Source organism: Bradyrhizobium sp. 23 (assembly GCF_023073295.1).
Classification (GTDB): Bacteria; Pseudomonadota; Alphaproteobacteria; order Rhizobiales; family Xanthobacteraceae; genus Bradyrhizobium; species Bradyrhizobium canariense_D.
This window is the reverse complement of sequence record NZ_JADPJF010000106.1, coordinates 53,469-69,733: the sequence shown is the minus strand read 5'-3', so window position 1 is coordinate 69,733 and position 16,265 is coordinate 53,469. Positions and strand designations below refer to the sequence as shown.

Below are 16,265 nucleotides of genomic sequence, written 5' to 3'. Positions count from 1 at the left end.
CGCCACGTCGAGGGCGCGTTGCAATTGCAACTTTCGGCTTCTTGCAACCCGGACAGGCGGGAATGGAGCGCGGCATCGGGTTCGAGACGCAGGAGCCGTGCAGAGAATTTAGCTGAAGGGATTCGACGCGCTGGCTAACTCAGGAGAACTTCGAATATGATCCTGCGGAGGCTTCCGTGGCAAGCCTTTCGGCCTGTTCGGCGAGTACGGGCCCGCTGATTGCGTATCCGGGATCAGTCTAAGCCCCACTGCGAGGACAAGGGCGCACCGGGCCGGACGGACACGCTGAAGATAAAGTTCAAGGACTTCGGGATCATCACCCGCAGCGGTCTGTCTCCGTGGTGGTCTCGAGCAGAGACGACCTCGAGCGCTGTCCATCGCACTGCTTCAAAACGCGATGCCGCTTCCCAGGCTGGTCCGGCTGTTGGACGTCTCACTCTCCTCGCTGCAAGGGGAGGGCTTGGCAGAGCCGCAGTTTGGCCTGCCGATCTGATAGTCGATGGAAGCCACTAACTTCCCTAGGCAGCCGCGCGGGTTCGATGCAGCGGGAGGGCCATCAGGTGTCCTGAGATCGACCTTCGCGCCGAGACTGCTCATGTCACATTCGACGTGAATAAAGGTGATGCAATCGCGGCTGCTCTAAGCTAATTTCAGTGCTACGGCGCCACGCAAGAGTGCCACACAAAAACAGATCGCCGGACCGAAAACATCAATAAAATCAATGGAAAGCAGGATTGTGATCATAGTTCAATCCTGTCTGGCAGCACCAGCTAATTCAAACACTTACCTCCATCGTGCTCTCCGCAAAATTCGCGCCGGAAGCACCCCGGAAGCACGGTGAGCGGATCTTCGCCGCTCACCGATGCCTCGTGCAGCAATCAGTGGAGCTGCAGGAGCTTCTACGACTGTTGCTCGGCACAGAAAGGCAGTCGCCCTTCTTGCGCCAACGTCGGTCCGGCAAATAGGCCGACGGCAGGAAAAGTTCTGGTCATCGCAATATTCCGTCGGACCTGGTTGAGCTGATTCCCGCTTCGATTGTATCGCATTCTCCTGAGAGATGGCGCCACAACCTTGGCCGGCTATCCCCTGAAAGAGCAAAATAGGATCGACGGGCGGAGTCGATACTTGGCATCTCGCGGCCCCGAGTCCGGAGTTCGAAATACCCCTACCCCTGACCCATCCGGCGATTTCGCTGAGGGGCGCCTGAAGCTCTATTCACGATGTTCGGCGCCGAGGACCGTATTGGTTGCAGGGTCGAATGGACAGCCTTGCGCGAACGTGCCGCCGCCGACCGCGCCGATCCGAATGATATTGCCGGCACGGTCAAAAGGCATCGGTAGACCATCGAGCAGATCGCAAGCGATCAGTACGACGACGGGCAACGAAATCCCGGTCGTTCGGACCGAGCAGCTCGTGCCGGCCGGCGGACGGCCCAACGACCGGACCGCGGCTCAAGCGCGACACCCTGACGCAGTGAGCCTGACGAATCAGTCAGCTATTTTACCTGTGGTAGTCTTTTACTTTTACTACTCGCGATCTTTTGCTCTGACGCCGTCCTGATAGTGCCTTTTTTGTGCTGGGGAGGACATTTATGCGAGGCTCTCGCGCAATCCTTTACGTCGAACAACTTAGCGAACTCACTTCTCAGCTCTCAGAATTGGAAGATCTTCGAGGTCTGGTCGACGAAGCAGAGCGTCACGCCCGCGGTGTGCCCCCATTTCGCTTCACACGCCCTACTTCGCGCCGCCTTCGAAGTCGCAAACCGAGCGCCCTCTCTGTCCCATTCCGCCGCCTCACGCCACCAAGCTGGAACGCAGGAGCTCTCAGCCCTGACAACGACAACCAAATCGATCGGACCTTGCTTGAGCCATTCCCCGATGGATGATGGGCTTCCCCCTGAGCCGCTCCAAGCGCGACCTTGACGAACAGATCGATCCATGGTGACAGCCGCGCAAGAGGCGTCAAAGGTCCTTGCCGATCGCATCTTGGAATAATGCCCTTTCCACCCTGATTTGCCGGTCCATAAGATGGCTCGTGAGCATTGTGGCGGCGTTCTTGATCTGCCTCTTTATCTATGCCGGGTCCGTCTTCGTTGCGGCCTTGAGCCTAGTTTCGGCCGTGCGAAGCGGAGATGCCGCTGAGGTGATGGCCGTACGAATTTGCCGCGCATCCGGCATTCGATCGTCGACCAGCCACAATTTTTGGTCCGCGCTGCGCACGGGGAACGACCCCGGTCGTCCCGGGGCTGGCGCCGGACGCGCCGGGGCCGCCCGACGTGCCACCGAAGCAGCGCGCCGTTGCCATCTTGCTTCCGGCAATAACTAGCTGGTGTATCATTTGATAGAACGGGCGCTAAATCCCGCTTCCCTCTTTCGAATGAATCCTCGGAGATGCCAGAACGGCACCAATCCCTCCCGACGCAAAAATGAGATATCCTGCCCCGACTCAGGGAGCCTCCCATGGCTAAAAAATCAATAGTCGAACGAATTTCAGACACTGTAAAAGAGATCGTGGACACCGCCTCGACTGCAGCCGCGGATGCTATGAAGCCCGATCCAGAAGCGGTTGCCGGAGTGACCAACGAGCAAGTCTACATTCCTGAAGCGACCGATGCTGCCGCTGTTCCGCCGCCGATCATCACTCGGAAGAAGAAGCGCGTTCCTGCCCCTATGAGAGCTAACAGACGGGTCGCAGCTGCTCGTACAAAGAAGACCGTATCCGCGGCGAAGAAGTCTGCCAAGAAGCCGGCTAAAACGCCACCCAAGGAGGCTGCAAAGAAAGCCGCACCACAGAAGGCGACCAAGAATTCTGCGTCTAAGAAGACCGCGAAGAAGAGCAAGAGTAAATCGAAGCGCTAGCGCTCCTTCGCGGAGCAGTTCGTTGCGACCACCAGAAACGACTCATGCTTTACTTCTGCGGCGCTCGGGTCTTCCTCCCCGTGTTCGTCCTTCACAGCCCGGCCGTCCTGACAGTCGGGGTAGAACCTTGTGATCCCCCAATGCGATGCCTTTACAACGGCTGAAGCTTTCTAGCCGGTTACTTTCACGTCTCGAACTGGGACGGGCGAAACCACATTTCTTTCAGACTCCTCTCCTAAGCATTACGCAGGAGGCCGATGATGAAGCCATCAGAGATTTACAAAGAGAACGCAGACAACTGCGCAACGCTCGCTGAAAGGGAACCATCTAAGAATAGTCCGGCTTACAAGCGGTACCGGCGCATGGAAGAGGCGTGGCGAGCTTTAGCCGAGGAGCAGGAATGGCTAGATGGGGAAGTGCCCCCCGTCGGGTCAAACCGAGCCGACACAACGAAAAAGCGGCCCGGTTAGGGCGGCTACGTCGGAGCATTCAATAGGTTGCGAGGTACTTCCGCTTTGATGGTGGCATGTCCCCTCCTGCTAGACGCCACACGCCAACGGCCGAGCGCTCAAGATCACCTTCGGCGAGATGCGCGAGATGGGCCTACGCGGTGTCCTGGTCTGCTGCCACTCCGGCCACAACGTTGCACTCAGCGCCGCTCGCTGGTCGGACGATGTTCGCCTGTCTGATATCGAGGCGCGTTGTGTATGCGCCGGATGCGGCAACCGAGGGGCTCAGGTCAGACCGGATTTTAGCACCGGCAAGCCGCCGCAGTTTGCGAGATCGAGCGCTCGTTGGAGGAACGAACGCGCAGAGGAAAAATTGCAGGTTTTGTTAGCTCTCTTCTTCGAGCTGGCGGAGCGGCCCCGGCATCAACCCTCAAGCCCCCAAGCCGGGGTCGTCTCTCAGTGCGCCAGCTTCCGCTGCCAACATATCCCGGATAGCTTCCGACCGCCACCCTTTCATCTGCCAAATTGACATAGGCGACCGCTAAATCAAACTGGGCGCCAAGACGGTCCTGGAAAAAGCGGCCCCAGGCAGATGATTCCTGAGGCCGGAAGTTCTACGCGTCCGCTCCGAGACATCGCCCGGAGCTGGAGGCGAACGCACCCAGATTGCCGAATGTTCCCGATCCCCATGGACCTGAGAGCCGGGGCACTGATGCACGTTAAGCCTTCTGCCGATTGTGAAACTGATCATATTGCGAGCCAGAGATGCTGCGGTACGATCATCGCACCGGGGCTGGCTGCATATTTCACCTAGTCGTTTTTGACCCGGAATTTTTGACCGCGCGGGCCGCAGCAGCAGTCCCCCTGCTGCGGCCTTCGTGATCACGGCTCTTAGTACCAATGACTTCGCGTCCTGTGCCATTGGAGAAGGTATTATGCCCAAAGAGAAAAATTGCCTGATTGTTCGTGCTGCGGGAAGACAACTGGACCTGTTACGCGACGAAGCCTCCCGCATCGCAAAAGGCAGTAACGTCGATTGGTGGATCGATCAGGCAGAGGTCGGCACTCGCTTTTGCTTCGAGGATACAAAAGCAAAAGAGTCATTAGCTCTCGCTTGTGACAACTTCGGTATTCCCTGCCAAGACGGCTAGTCCGCAGTTGAGCTGTAAGCCAGCGGCAGGGCCGCACAACCATCATAGCAGTCCAGCCCTATCCGGCTCCCGTGCCTGGAGGTCCGCACCTGATCCGAAGCACGTGAACCGAGCCCGTCAGCGCCGGCGCCGACAGCGGGCCATGAAGCAACGCACTGGCCGAGATAAGGGCCAAGCTGTTCCCGTCTGAACTCGTTGTCACCCGCTCTGAGGCCATCGCACTGAGATCAGATTGCGCTGTGTAGAGCCCGCCTGAATGGGGCGCGAGATCAGAACCAGGTGCGGTTATTTTGGAAGCATGCCTGTTTGGTGCGGTCCCAGATGAAATCCCCGCCGCCGCAGGGTGGACGGGGGCGAGCGGTCGCCGGGCATTCGTTCCGAACCTTGGCTCCCGTGCCCCAGCCGTCGACGACACATGCGCCACCGGTTGTCCTATGACAGCCCTCGCCACAGCCACCCGCTGCGTGCGCCCCACTAGCAGCAGCCAGAACCGTGGTCGCGAGGAGCGCCAGACTCCTTCGAAGCGAATGACCCGAGCGAGAAGGAACAGATCATAACTCCTGCCGTGCCTCTTAGCTACGATCAGCGCGGCGCGAAGTCCCCGGCTCCCCACGAACCGCTCGATGGATGCGCTCCCCGTTCGAAGCTGTTGATCCAGCATTTTTACAAACTACAACCAGGTCAGCACAGCTGCATTTTTCGAATCATCCACCTGTCTCCGGACTGGAGGGACGTTCTGTTCCCGAGGCGCGTGTGAGCCACTTTGCCTCGGTCCTGCTCTTGCTGGCCAACTTGATGCTAACGCTATGTTTCGGCTTGGCAGCGTGGCGCGTTTCCGACGAGGGGACGCTGGTAAACCCGTAGCATTGGCCTAGGCTGGATGCAAACCTCGGCCAACTGACATATCCGCGTACCCCTCGCATTTTGATCTCGCGGGCTGCTGAGCGCAGGCGACCACCTGCCCCGCTATGCGCCGCGACGCTGCTACGCTCTCAACGGCAAGGCGGTCCTGAAGCATATGACGTCTAGAGTGGGTCACGAGCGGCCTTTGGTGTCCCAGGCTGCTTACTTCCGCTTGAGCTCCGGGGACCATCATCAGCGCCGGTCAGAATGTCCGAGATGGGCCCAACAGCAGACTCGTGCAGCGCAGAAGATCGTTATTCAATCACCTCGGCCGAGCAGCGTCGCAGGGAGATCGATGCCGAGCGCCTTGACCTTCGAGAACATCGGAATGCTCCCGGTCCTCAACCCGGAGGTCTGCAATCGGTGGTCATTAGCGGACAATCAACTCGTCAGCCCTCGCGACCAAATGCTGAGGAACAGATAGGCCCATATCTTTGGCAGCTTTGAGGTTGATCGCAAGATGGAATTCGCTCGGCCCTTCGACGGGCAAATCACTTGGCTTTGCCCCGTTGAGGATCTTCTCGACGAAATATGCGCCCCGACGCCATATTCCATCAATTGTAGGACCAAAGGCAAGCAGTCCGCCGCTCTGCACCCATTCTCGATATTCATGGGCGTTCGGAATTTTGTTTTCTATTCCGAAGTCGACAATCCTCTTCCGATCAAAGACGAACATCGGATCGGTGACGGTAGTCATCGCATCAATCATCGGATCCTGCCTTTTGCGCAGGATTGAAGCAAACGCGACCTCAAATTCCGGCGGTGAACGAACTTCAAACGTTCCACGATCACGTCGACATTCTGCCGGACCAGATCGGCAGCCATCCCAGGCAGAAGTTCCGAATGTCCTTTTGCCTCCCGCCATTCGATGGTGAGATTGTTGCCCTCCGAATAGCCGCGATCACTTAATTCGCGAACGAAGCCGTTTACCCAAGGATAGCTGCTCAAATTAGCCGTCAGATATCCAATGCGGTAAATCTTTTTAGATTGCGCGCTTGAGCCGCCAGCGGCCACACCGCAGCGCCGCCGAGTGCCGTTATGAACTCGCGCCGCTTCATGTCTGATGCCTCGGCAAAGGTAGAGACAACCTATCACTCGCCCCAAACTAACACATTGGGACTGGCCGGCCATGACTTCTGCCACAGAATCTCGAGTACGCCTGCCAGCCGCGCGATGTGCGGTGCGGGTTCAAAAGCGAAAACCTCAACGCGAGCATATTCAGTCCGCTAAGCCCCATGGAACGGACCTCAATGAGACGTGGATGGGCCACTTGCAGACATCGCGCGAGCGGTGTGCATTTCGAGGCAACCGTATTTCGCTTTCGGACGCGTGCAGCAAGATCAAACGCCCACCCTCAAAGAGGATGGGCGCGTGGTGACTTACGACATGATGACGTCCTACTTCTTCTCGGCGCTGGCTTCCTTAGCTGGAGGCGGCTTCATGCCGACGGTCAACTGGCGGATTTTTAAAGCGCCGCCTTCACGTATGTCGATGGCGCCCCAGAACACTGTAACCTTGGTGGCGTCGCCGCTCTTAGGGTCCTTACCGAAGATGTCGGTCTCGCCGTTGGCAACGACCAGATCGTTGTTGATGACCGACATGTTGCCGACTCTGATCTCTATATGATCGGTGCCGTTCTTGAAGTTGTTTTCGTATACGGTCTTGAGATCGGAAAACACACCGCCCGGGTTGATCTGGACCCCGTCCTTTGTATAGAGCGCAGCGACACAGGCCGCGTCTTTCTTGGCGACGCAGTCGGTGTAGGCGACGGCTAATTTTTCGGCCTCCTGCTTGACCTCATCGGCCAGTGCCGGTGCAGAGATGAAGGCGGAAGAACACAATGCCAAGAGCAATGAACGTCGCTTCATAGCAACTTCCCCTCTGGTTGTGATGCACAATTGCATCGCGACGTCCTCCTGACGTAGGACGTCGCGTTGCATTTGTTCCGGGGGGCATTCTTTCGTTAGGCTGTAATACTACGAGTATATGCCACTTTGCACGGCTTGGCGCGCGCCAACTTTGATCATCGACGACGGAGGCGGCATTTCCTTCGAGAATGCGGCGAATGCGGTCGGGAAAGACAGGCAAGTTGACGCATGTGACAGATGAAAGTGTCTTGCTCGACGCGCGCGATGGCCTTGTTATCCAGATTGTTTACCAAAGCGGCCGGCAAACGGCCCAAGCAATTGCTGGATCGCTATCAAGCGGCCAGAGGCACGCACATCCCGATCCAGCTACTTGTGCGCGACCGCACCGCTCGATAGGCCCACTAGTGAGAGGGAGTCTCGGAACTCGGCCTGCGGGACGCATAATGCGTTGCACTATCACTGATCTTGTCGGGGACCCATTCCTCCGCGGTTGAGTCCCAATGATGAGTGTCGTCGAAGTGTTTCCAGAGTGGCCGCTTTGGCTTGCTTTCACCCTTCTGTCGGTTTGCATTCAGTGTGCGGAGTTGGACGACGAGCACCCCAGCCATCATCACCCATTCGCGAGCGCTATATCGGGAGTTCCATTTGATTGCGGCGAGCATTGGATGCCTCCTTTAAAGTAAGAAGCCTCTGCCACATTAGGGTGGGCCAAGAATGCAGGGATATAAACTACCTCACAGTTTGCCAACATCTTCGACATAGCCGCGGGCGATCTCACTGCGCGGCGACTGTAACCTACGTTCGTTCGGTACTCGGGCGTCATTTGCCGGGCCATCAAAACGCCCGCGACGATGTGTAGGATTGTTTTTTGGTCGCAAAGGCACGTCTCTCTTAGAGAGTGGATTTTATCGATCGTAGGTGCGCTCTCCATGGAGGTCAGCGCATGCTCCGTCCAAGGACGACTTCGGGTCAAAATGCGAAGAACTCAACCGGAGCAAATCTGGTCCGCCTTGCCGTACAGAGCGGACCTCAACGAAGCGCTCAGCGAGTTCGCTGACGCGCCATTACCGGAAGTCACGAAATGGACTACAGCTACTCCTACTACCGTCAGCGATTAATATCTAACGCGAACTGGTTCACACCTGTACGAGAGGGTCAAACGTAATCGCACGATACCAAGTCCTCGCGCTCCTAGCGTATGTGCGCTAGTTCGATGCGAAGGTCCAAGAAAGCGTCGAATATCCACCTCAACCGCGCTTTCCAATGATCCCAAAAACGATTAATCTCTTCCTCTTCACGCAATTCGGAAACTCGATCGGAGAATAAGCCACACGATAAAATAGATGGGAGGAACCAATGGTGAAGAGAGCGATTACGCTCGGCGGCGGCGGACCGGCAGCAGGGCTACACATCGGGGTTCTGAAAGCACTTGCTGAGGACGGCAAGACGTTCGACGATAAGTCTGATGTGTGGGCGTTGTCCTGCATCGGCGCCTGGGTTGGCATCGTCTACAATCAATTCGATGAAGAAAAAATCAAAAAAGAAAACAAAAGCAGAGCCGAGCTGACCTATGAATTCTTCAGGGACGGCGTGTTTCGGGACGATGAAGGCTATGAGCGTTTCCCCATAAACACCGTATTCGGGACGGATTGGAACGCCAACATCAAGGCCTTCCAGGACTTCGTCACCGATCCCAAAAGTTACAGTGATTTCCGATGGCAACCGTACAAAATGATGGAACAGATCCAGGGCAACATGTCCGCTTGGTTCAATCGTCTGCCTCGTGGTGAACAACCCTTCAAGGAATGGCGCGAAGGAGACATCAACAACTGGATACTCAATAAGGTGCTCGCACCTAATCCACTTGTCCGATACCTCACCTCCCTGGTGTACTTGTCCAAGGTCAACGGCCTATCCAGGATCAACTATCCGGATAGCGAGTTTATGAAGAGCATAAACTTCGACGAGCTGAAAAAGGACGGTATGCCACACATCTATCACAACGCCTGGAATCTCGACGAACAGAAGCTGGCGTTGTTTTCCAATCGTCGGATGAAGGAGGACGAGAAAAAGCAGTACAGGGGAGCTATCGACTCACGCAGCCTGTGTGCGTGTTCGTCTCTTCCCTTCGTCGAAGGGACGGTTGAGATCGACCAAGTTACATATTGCGAAGGGGCGTTAGTCGATACTGTGAACTTCGATAGCTTGCTCGAGGAGCACCCTGATTTGGATGAAATCTGGGTGAGCCGGATCGTCGATGCGAAGCAAATCCGCGTTCCGGAAAATCTTCACGATGCACTAGCAAATCTCTGCCAACTGTTTGCGGCAACGGTCGGTGAGGATGACGTCAAGCTTTTCAAATATCACGTCAAAGAGGCGCACACACTCGACAGAGCAGCCGAAGCCGGAATACTCGAGAAAGCGGTCGAGTGCGGGATGCTCGACAAACCAGCCGTGGACAGGAGGAACGGGAAAACGCCTTGGAGAGGCGTAGTCGTCGAGATTCACGTGCCGGGGCACATCAATTTCAAGTGGAACCACAGCAATCTCGAAAATTCGATAACGCTAGGATACGCCGCCGCTAAACAAGCAATCGATGCATTTAACAAAGCGGAAAACGAGATTAAGGCGAATAGTAAAGACGACAAGCTGCTCAAGCCCATTTTCATAAACGAGAATCCACAGGACGACCCGAATTGGTTAGAGCTGCGAGATCGTACTTATGCGGCTCTAAAGAGGGCGGCTAGTGGTGCCAAGCCCAAGTAAGCAGATCGCGTTGCGATTTAAATCTGCGCAAGCGTTGTCCCGGCTTGATCACCGTAGCCCATCGAGAAGCACCTTTGCCACCTTTAGATCATGCGTCTCGAACCCTTCGGTGAAGCTGGCATAAATCGGCGCGAGAAAATTGAGCGCTTCCTCGCGTCTGCCCTGATGGATCCACAGAGCAGCTTGGTCCGTTGCGGCGCGGAGCTCAAGCGTCCTGGCGTGTTGACTTCTTCCCGTGCTCAATGCCCGGTCGAGCAGCGCCTGCGCCTCGGCTTCCACGGCCGGTCCACCGCGGGCGACCAGCACCCGTGCCTTTAGACGATACAGTTCGGCTTCTAGGATTCGTTCGCTGTTACGGTTAGCTGTAGCTAGGCCGTGCTCGATCAACTCCAGCGCGGCCTCGTAGTCGTGACTATTTAACAATGGCGGACACAACAACACGTCGAGCGCGGTGATGGCCAGCTGATAACCGGCGCTGCGATATCCGTCCAAGACGGCACCGATCTCCCCCAGTGCGCTGGGTGAAGGATCGAGCGAAGCCACGCATATGCCCCGAAGGGCGCGCGCCAGGCGCCATTGCCGGAATCCATGTTCCTCGGAAAGGGCGATGCAACGTTCGGCATGACCTTGCGCGACCAGGAACTCGCCGCGAAGCGCGTGAAGAATGCATGCGTAGTAACAGGCATACGCCTGGGAATGCGGATGACTTATAGCGTCTGCGCGCCGAATGGCAGCGTCCATTCGCACAATTGCCGTATCGGGCTGGCCGAGCAGCCAGAGCGCCCACGACATCAGCGCCAGGTCCGCCACGCCGGCATCCTGGCCGGCCGAACGCGCCGCCAGCCTGTCGTCCTCGCTGCTCGCCTCGAACGCTTCATAGGCGCGTCCAATCGCTTCATGGGCACCGGTAAGCTGTCCCATGAAGAGGCGGATCATTGCCTGCCCGCGCATCGCGTTGAGCAACGCCGGTAGATCGTCGCGCGCTTCGGCGAGCTGGAGCAGGGCCGCGATCGTTTCCTCGGCGACCGGCAACTCACCGCGCATTACGCTCGCAGTGGTCAACCAGAACATCACCTGGAGTTGCTCGGGAGGGTCTCCCAGGCGCTCGCACAGCTCGCGCGCGCGGGCAAAGGTTGCCATCGCCTTGTTCGAGGCTGGCCCTTGCGTAGCGATCAGGCAGGGCCCAAGGGCGAAGTGGAAGGCAAGTTCCAGCTTATCCTTTCCGGCGCCTTCTGGCAGATGGCCCGAGGCCTCGATACCCCGCTGCAAGTGTGCGATGGCTTCAAGGTTGGCCGAGCGCATGGCGGCCTTCTTGCCTGCCTGCAGCCAATATGCCTCCGCCTTTTGAAACAGGCCGGCCTCTGTCAGATGATGCGCAAGAGTTTCGGGTTGAGTCTCCACAAGGTCCGGGAACCGTTGCTCGAAGGCACCCGCGATCGCAGCATGCAGCGCTGCGCGTCGGCTCTTCAGGAGTCCCGAGTAGGCAGCGTCCCGCACAAGCGCGTGCTTGAAGGTATAGATTGCCTGCGGTATCTCGCCCCGGCAGAATATCAACTCCGAGCGAACCAACTGAGCAAGCGCCTCCTCAAGTCTCTCTTTTGACAACCCGGCTACGGTGCTCAGCAGTTCGTAGGAGAACTCGCGACCCACCACAGCGCCGATCTGAGCCACCTCCCTCACTGGAGCCAATCGATCGAGCCTTGCCATCAGCGATGCGTGCAAACTCGTTGGAATCGCCATCGGGGGGAGAGGACGGTTGAGGACGTAGTGATCGTCCTGTTCATTTAATAGCCCGGTTTCGAGCACCGTCTTGGTCAGTTCCTCCACGAATAGGGGCACGCCATCGGTGCGGGCGAGGATCTGGTCCATTACCTCTTCCGGGAGCGTCTTGCCAGCGGTGACGCGCTCGATTAACGCCGCCCCGTTGCGTCGGTTCAGCCGCGTGAGCGAGATCGTCGTCACATGCGCATGACCTGGCCACGGCGGAGTGAACTCTGGCCTCGCCGTGATGAGCAGCAGCCCCCGAAGCCGGGGTAGGTGTTCCAAGGTCATCGTGAGCAGCTCCAGCGACGTCGGATCTGCCCAATGGACATCCTCTACAATGACGAACACCGGCTGTCTTGCGGCCAAGCCAGTTAGCTGGGACAAAAACGCCGCTAACGTTAGCTCCTTGCGCTTCTGCGGGCTCAGCTCTGGCATACGGTAGCGGTTACTCGGTGGAAGGGACAGAAGGTTGGCCAGAGGTAGCAACACGCGGTCGGCATCAGCCCGCACGAGCAGAGCCTCGAGCTTAGCGAACTTCTCTGCGGGCGGGTCGCCCCGCTCGAACCGGGCAGCGCGTTCGAGCTGGCGGGTGAAAGGATACAGCGCACTGTTGGTGTGGTGCGCCGAGCAGAACTGGCGCACCGTTATATGCGGTTCGCCTTGGAGCCGCTCCTCAAGCGCCAGCGCAATGTGCGACTTGCCGATACCGGGCTCTCCGGTGAGCATCACCGCGCAACCTTCGCTACGCCTGGCGTGCTGCCAGCGACGCAAGAGCATCTCGATTTCCTCGTCACGCCCGATTGGCGGCGCCAATCGAGATTTGTGCTGTGCCTCGAAGCGGCTTTCCACTTCGGTTGTTCCCAGTACCTGCCAGGCTGGCATTGGCTCGGCCCATCCTTTAAGCGCGACAGGGCCGAGATTGCGGAACTCGAAATGCCCATCAGTGAGCCGGTGCGTACTTTCGGAAATCAGCACGGTACCGGGATTGGCGAAGGTCTGCAGGCGCGCAGCCAAGTTTGGCGTCTCGCCAATGACCGTCTGCTCTTGAGCTGAACCTTCGCCGGTCAAATCGCCCACGACCACCATACCGGTAGCGATGCCAACGCGAACCTGCAGCTCGGTGGCGGGTTCTGTCCGGAGGCTAGCTACGGCATCGACCAGCGCCAGCCCGGCGCGTGTCGCTTGTTCGGCATCATCCTCGTGGGCCTGGGGATAACCGAAATAGGCGAGCACGCCATCTCCCATGTACCGCGCGATAACCCCTTCATTCCTGGCAACAACCTCCGCGATGCAGCGGTGATAGGTGCCCATTACGGCCCGCAGGTCCTCCAGATCAAGGCGGGCCGCAAGTGCCGACGAGCCGACCAAATCGCAAAACATGATTGTAAGCTGACGCCGGCCGGCGTGATCCGTCGAGGCCGGCTTAGCGCCCGCTTGAGGCGTTCGCAGGACCTCTCTCTGAAGTTCTACGATCGCGCGCAGCATCTTGCGGCGATGCCCAAGCAGGACGCCCAAATCCTTTAAATCCTGCTCCGTGAGATCGCGAACGACCGAGAGGTCGATGGCGTTTTCGCGGAATCGCTCGGCGTACTCGCCCAAACCGATCGATGCTAGCCACTCTGCAATACCTGCCATGGTATACCTATGGCTTATACGATGAGAATAGCACATTGGAGAGGCTTGCGAAGGCACATCTGTCGACCGAAGCGCCGGACGTCTTGCCCAATGTAACACAGTGGCCCAGGCGAAAAGTGAACGCCGCTGGGCGCGATGTCTGTTAGGGGTCAAAGTGCGAAGAACTCAACCTAAGCAAATCTGGTCCGCCATGCCTCATTAAGCGGACCTAGTCGAGATGTGCCGGTACTTCGCTAACGGGCCATAAGCGGGCAATCAATGCATGCCTCGTTAAGGGACCAGAAGCCCACATACCGAACAGCTCCCCCTCATCACCGAATCCCTTGGCACCTGGAGCTAAATGCGTAGACTGGGTCCGACCGAGCCAGGAGGGAGATTTGGCGATAGAGCGGCCAAATCGACGGCTGACGACGATCCTGGCGGCCGATGCAGTCGGCTAGCCCCCGCTGCAGCTTGCACGCTATCGGCTTCAGATCGACCTTGCGTTCGTTCAGCGACCTCGCACAGTTGATGTCGACTAGGGTGAAGAAGAAAACCTTCCTATCGGTCGCCCTAGTGGTGTTGTCGTAGCCAAAGTAAGGCTCCAGTTCCTCGCAGAGGAAATGGGCCCAGCATATCCGTGCCGAGCGACAGACCCTGAGCGGCGTAGGCGACGCCAAAAACTGCGAGACAGAGGGTGCGGCCTTGGACGAATGGAGGATGAACCGTGCGCGTCGTTCTGAAAGGAATTCATAAGGTCAAGAGACGGCTCGCAAATGGCGAGACGAAAGTACATTGCTACGCATGGCGTGGGGGCCCCGCCATCCATGCGCAGCCCGGTGCGCCAGACTTCGTTCGAGAGTATCACGATGCGCATGCGAGCCTTCGGCAGCCCCGCGCCGGCACCTTCATGACGATCGTTGCGCAGTACAAGGCCGCACCAGAGTTCACCGGACTAGCGGCATCGACCCGTCGTGCGTACCTCGCCTACATTAAGCTGATCGAAGATGAATTCGGCGACCTGCCGGTGGCAGCTCTGGCCGATCGTCGAGTGCGTGGTGAGTTCAAGGCCTGGCGCGACCTGTTCGCCGAGACACCACGTAAGGCGGACTACGCCTGGACCACGTTGGCGCGGATCATGTCGTTCGCAAAAGACCGCGGCATCATCGCGACCAACCCATGCGAGCGCGGGGGCCGCCTCTACGTAGCAGACCGCAGAGACAAGATTTGGACCGAGCAGGACATCGCAGCGGTTCTTGCGATCGCCTTTAGCGAGATCCAGCCCGCCTTAGTCCTGGCGTTGTGGAGTGGCCAGCGCCAAGGCGACTTGCTGCGACTGCCCTGGTCCGCCTACGAGAACCCCTACATTCGCCTGCGCCAGTCTAAAGGCGGGCGGCGCGTCGCGATGCCAGCCGGCGCGCCTTTGCGAACCCTTCTCGATATCACCGAGCGCCGAGGCCCCCTGATCCTGACCAACACGCTCGGTCGGCCATGGACGTCGGACGGCTTTCGCACGTCCTGGGGAAGGGCATGTGAGCGCGCCGGTATGGGTGAACTGACCTTTCACGACCTGCGCGGCACGGCAGTGGTGCGCCTCGCAATCGCAGGCGCCAGCGTGCCACAGATCGCAGCCGTCACAGGTCATTCGTTGAAAGACGTCGAGGCCATTCTCGATGCGCACTACCTCGGTCGCGACATTCAGCTCGCTGAAGCTGCGGTGGTGAAGCTCGAAGCGAGAACAAAACTGTAAACGGTGGTGTAAACGGCGCTGGTTTTGCCGTTTGCTCAGCCCGCAAAGTGTTTGAATTATATGGTGGGCGCACCAGGGCTCGAACCTGGGACCCGCTGATTAAGAGTCAGCTGCTCTACCAACTGAGCTATGCGCCCGAAAGGCGGTTAAAGCCTTGCGAGGCCGGTCGTTTAGCAAAGCGATCCGGGTCTGGCAAGCGATGGCACGTAAGTTTTCCAAGGGTATGCCAAGGGTACGCCAAGGGTACGCCAAGGGCGTGCCCACATCCCCCAAAAAAGCGAAAAGCCGCTGGATTCCAGCGGCTTCGCCAGGGTTGATCGCGGCAACCCTTGTAGGCTCAGAGCCGGCCCTCGCGGTCCCGGTCCGGGCCATCGTCGCGGTCGAAACGGTCGCGGTGGAAGTGGTCCATGCCGCGCTCCATCATGCGGTCCATGCCACGCTCCATGAAGTGGCGGCGCGGGCCGTCTTCGCCGCCGCCGAACGGGCCGCGGTGACGGGTCAGCACGGCGAGGCGCCGCTTCTGGCCCTCGTCGAGGGTCTTGTAGAGCGGATCGGCGGCATCGGCGATCTTCTTCAGGGCCGCCGACGTTGCCCCCATGTCCTCGGCGCGCTGACGCAGGCGGGCGACCGGATCCTCCGGCCTGACGGCGTCCTTGTTAGCGTCCTTGCCGGCATCGCCGGCTCCGGCATTCATCCGCGCATTGGCGCGGTCGATGCGCAGCTTGGCGAAGTCGCGCACGGCGGCCTCGACCGGCGGCCACAGCTTTTCCTGGTCGGCGTTGAGCTTCAGCCCGGCATGGACGGCAGCGATCCGCGCGTCGACCATGGCGGCGCGGTCTTCCGGGTTCATGCGGATGTGGCGCATGTGCTCGTGCATCCACGGGCGATGATACTGGGCATAGACCGCGCCCGAGCCGGCGATGCTGAGCACGGCGATGGCGGCGATGGTGAATTTCCTCATGCGAACTCTCCTCTGGAAGGATGTCGTGAGGATGAGCGCAGCGCGGCTTACGCGCAACTTACAACTTGGACAGGGAGCGAGTCCTTTCCAAGATGTAACGCTCCTGAATTTTAGTTCAGTCGCAATCGGAATCATTCGCAACAAAAGGGGCTTCCGCGCCAGGCACGGAAGCCCCTTTCAA

At 58.6% G+C, this 16,265-nt stretch carries 10 protein-coding genes, 1 tRNA gene and 1 pseudogene; 5 read left to right on the top strand and 7 right to left on the bottom strand.

The window, feature by feature from the left end; all coding sequences use genetic code 11:
• Positions 1 to 246: 246 nt before the first annotated feature.
• A pseudogene (locus IVB32_RS27480) lies at positions 247 to 493 on the top strand (DNA polymerase IV); the annotation flags it as partial.
• 718 nt (positions 494 to 1,211) lie between these two features.
• Here IVB32_RS27480 and IVB32_RS27475 read toward each other — a convergent pair.
• On the bottom strand, positions 1,212 to 1,382 hold the full coding sequence (locus IVB32_RS27475) for a hypothetical protein (protein WP_018460462.1): 171 nt from the start codon (positions 1,380 to 1,382) through the stop codon (positions 1,212 to 1,214).
• Between the two features lie 1,077 nt (positions 1,383 to 2,459).
• Here IVB32_RS27475 and IVB32_RS27470 point away from each other — a divergent pair.
• Positions 2,460 to 2,858 (top strand): hypothetical protein, encoded by a 399-nt coding sequence (locus IVB32_RS27470; RefSeq protein WP_094183477.1) that lies wholly within the window; start codon positions 2,460 to 2,462, stop codon positions 2,856 to 2,858.
• Positions 2,859 to 4,242: 1,384 nt separating this feature from the next.
• Complete coding sequence (locus IVB32_RS27460; RefSeq protein ID WP_247368929.1) at positions 4,243 to 4,458, top strand: hypothetical protein; 216 nt, start codon at positions 4,243 to 4,245, stop codon at positions 4,456 to 4,458.
• A gap of 1,273 nt (positions 4,459 to 5,731) precedes the next feature.
• Here the strand turns inward: IVB32_RS27460 and IVB32_RS27455 are convergent.
• The 3 genes from IVB32_RS27455 to IVB32_RS27445 form a co-directional block, all read right to left on the bottom strand.
• A complete protein-coding gene (locus tag IVB32_RS27455; protein ID WP_018460464.1) occupies positions 5,732 to 6,070 on the bottom strand; it encodes an ABC transporter substrate binding protein in 339 nt (112 codons plus the stop codon).
• The gene (locus tag IVB32_RS27450; protein ID WP_157643160.1) at positions 6,067 to 6,375 is read right to left on the bottom strand and encodes a hypothetical protein; all 309 of its coding nucleotides are present in this window, start codon (positions 6,373 to 6,375) and stop codon (positions 6,067 to 6,069) included. Before IVB32_RS27450 ends, IVB32_RS27455 begins: the two co-directional genes overlap by 4 nt.
• Before the next feature lie 383 nt (positions 6,376 to 6,758).
• Positions 6,759 to 7,229 carry a nuclear transport factor 2 family protein gene (locus IVB32_RS27445; RefSeq protein ID WP_018460466.1) on the bottom strand — a complete coding sequence of 157 codons (471 nt, stop codon included), beginning with the start codon at positions 7,227 to 7,229 and terminating at the stop codon, positions 6,759 to 6,761.
• 1,356 nt (positions 7,230 to 8,585) lie between these two features.
• Between IVB32_RS27445 and IVB32_RS27440 the strand changes: the two genes are divergently transcribed.
• Complete coding sequence (locus IVB32_RS27440) at positions 8,586 to 9,995, top strand: patatin-like phospholipase family protein (RefSeq protein WP_247294790.1); 1,410 nt, start codon at positions 8,586 to 8,588, stop codon at positions 9,993 to 9,995.
• A 48-nt stretch (positions 9,996 to 10,043) separates the two neighbouring features.
• Here IVB32_RS27440 and IVB32_RS27435 read toward each other — a convergent pair whose 3' ends face one another.
• The gene (locus IVB32_RS27435; protein ID WP_247294791.1) at positions 10,044 to 13,394 is read right to left on the bottom strand and encodes an adenylate/guanylate cyclase domain-containing protein; all 3,351 of its coding nucleotides are present in this window, start codon (positions 13,392 to 13,394) and stop codon (positions 10,044 to 10,046) included.
• A gap of 706 nt (positions 13,395 to 14,100) precedes the next feature.
• Between IVB32_RS27435 and IVB32_RS27430 the strand changes: the two genes are divergently transcribed.
• Positions 14,101 to 15,123, top strand: a complete 1,023-nt coding sequence (locus IVB32_RS27430) for a tyrosine-type recombinase/integrase (protein WP_247294793.1) — start codon at positions 14,101 to 14,103, stop codon at positions 15,121 to 15,123.
• Between the two features lie 61 nt (positions 15,124 to 15,184).
• Here IVB32_RS27430 and IVB32_RS27425 read toward each other — a convergent pair.
• Positions 15,185 to 15,260 (bottom strand) — tRNA-Lys (locus IVB32_RS27425).
• 200 nt (positions 15,261 to 15,460) lie between these two features.
• Entirely contained in the window at positions 15,461 to 16,084 is a 624-nt protein-coding gene (locus IVB32_RS27420) for a Spy/CpxP family protein refolding chaperone (protein WP_018457502.1), read from the bottom strand.
• Positions 16,085 to 16,265 lie beyond the last annotated feature (181 nt).

Bases quoted from the DNA above. Each gene is read 5' to 3' on its own strand.
- IVB32_RS27435 (WP_247294791.1), bottom strand. From the start codon at position 13,394: ATGGCAGGTATTGCAGAGTGGCTAGCATCGATCGGTTTGGGCGAGTAC.
- IVB32_RS27455 (WP_018460464.1), bottom strand. From the start codon at position 6,070: ATGATTGATGCGATGACTACCGTCACCGATCCGATGTTCGTCTTTGAT.
- IVB32_RS27470 (WP_094183477.1), top strand. From the start codon at position 2,460: ATGGCTAAAAAATCAATAGTCGAACGAATTTCAGACACTGTAAAAGAG.
- IVB32_RS27445 (WP_018460466.1), bottom strand. From the start codon at position 7,229: ATGAAGCGACGTTCATTGCTCTTGGCATTGTGTTCTTCCGCCTTCATC.
- IVB32_RS27440 (WP_247294790.1), top strand. From the start codon at position 8,586: ATGGTGAAGAGAGCGATTACGCTCGGCGGCGGCGGACCGGCAGCAGGG.
- IVB32_RS27460 (WP_247368929.1), top strand. From the start codon at position 4,243: ATGCCCAAAGAGAAAAATTGCCTGATTGTTCGTGCTGCGGGAAGACAA.
- IVB32_RS27420 (WP_018457502.1), bottom strand. From the start codon at position 16,084: ATGAGGAAATTCACCATCGCCGCCATCGCCGTGCTCAGCATCGCCGGC.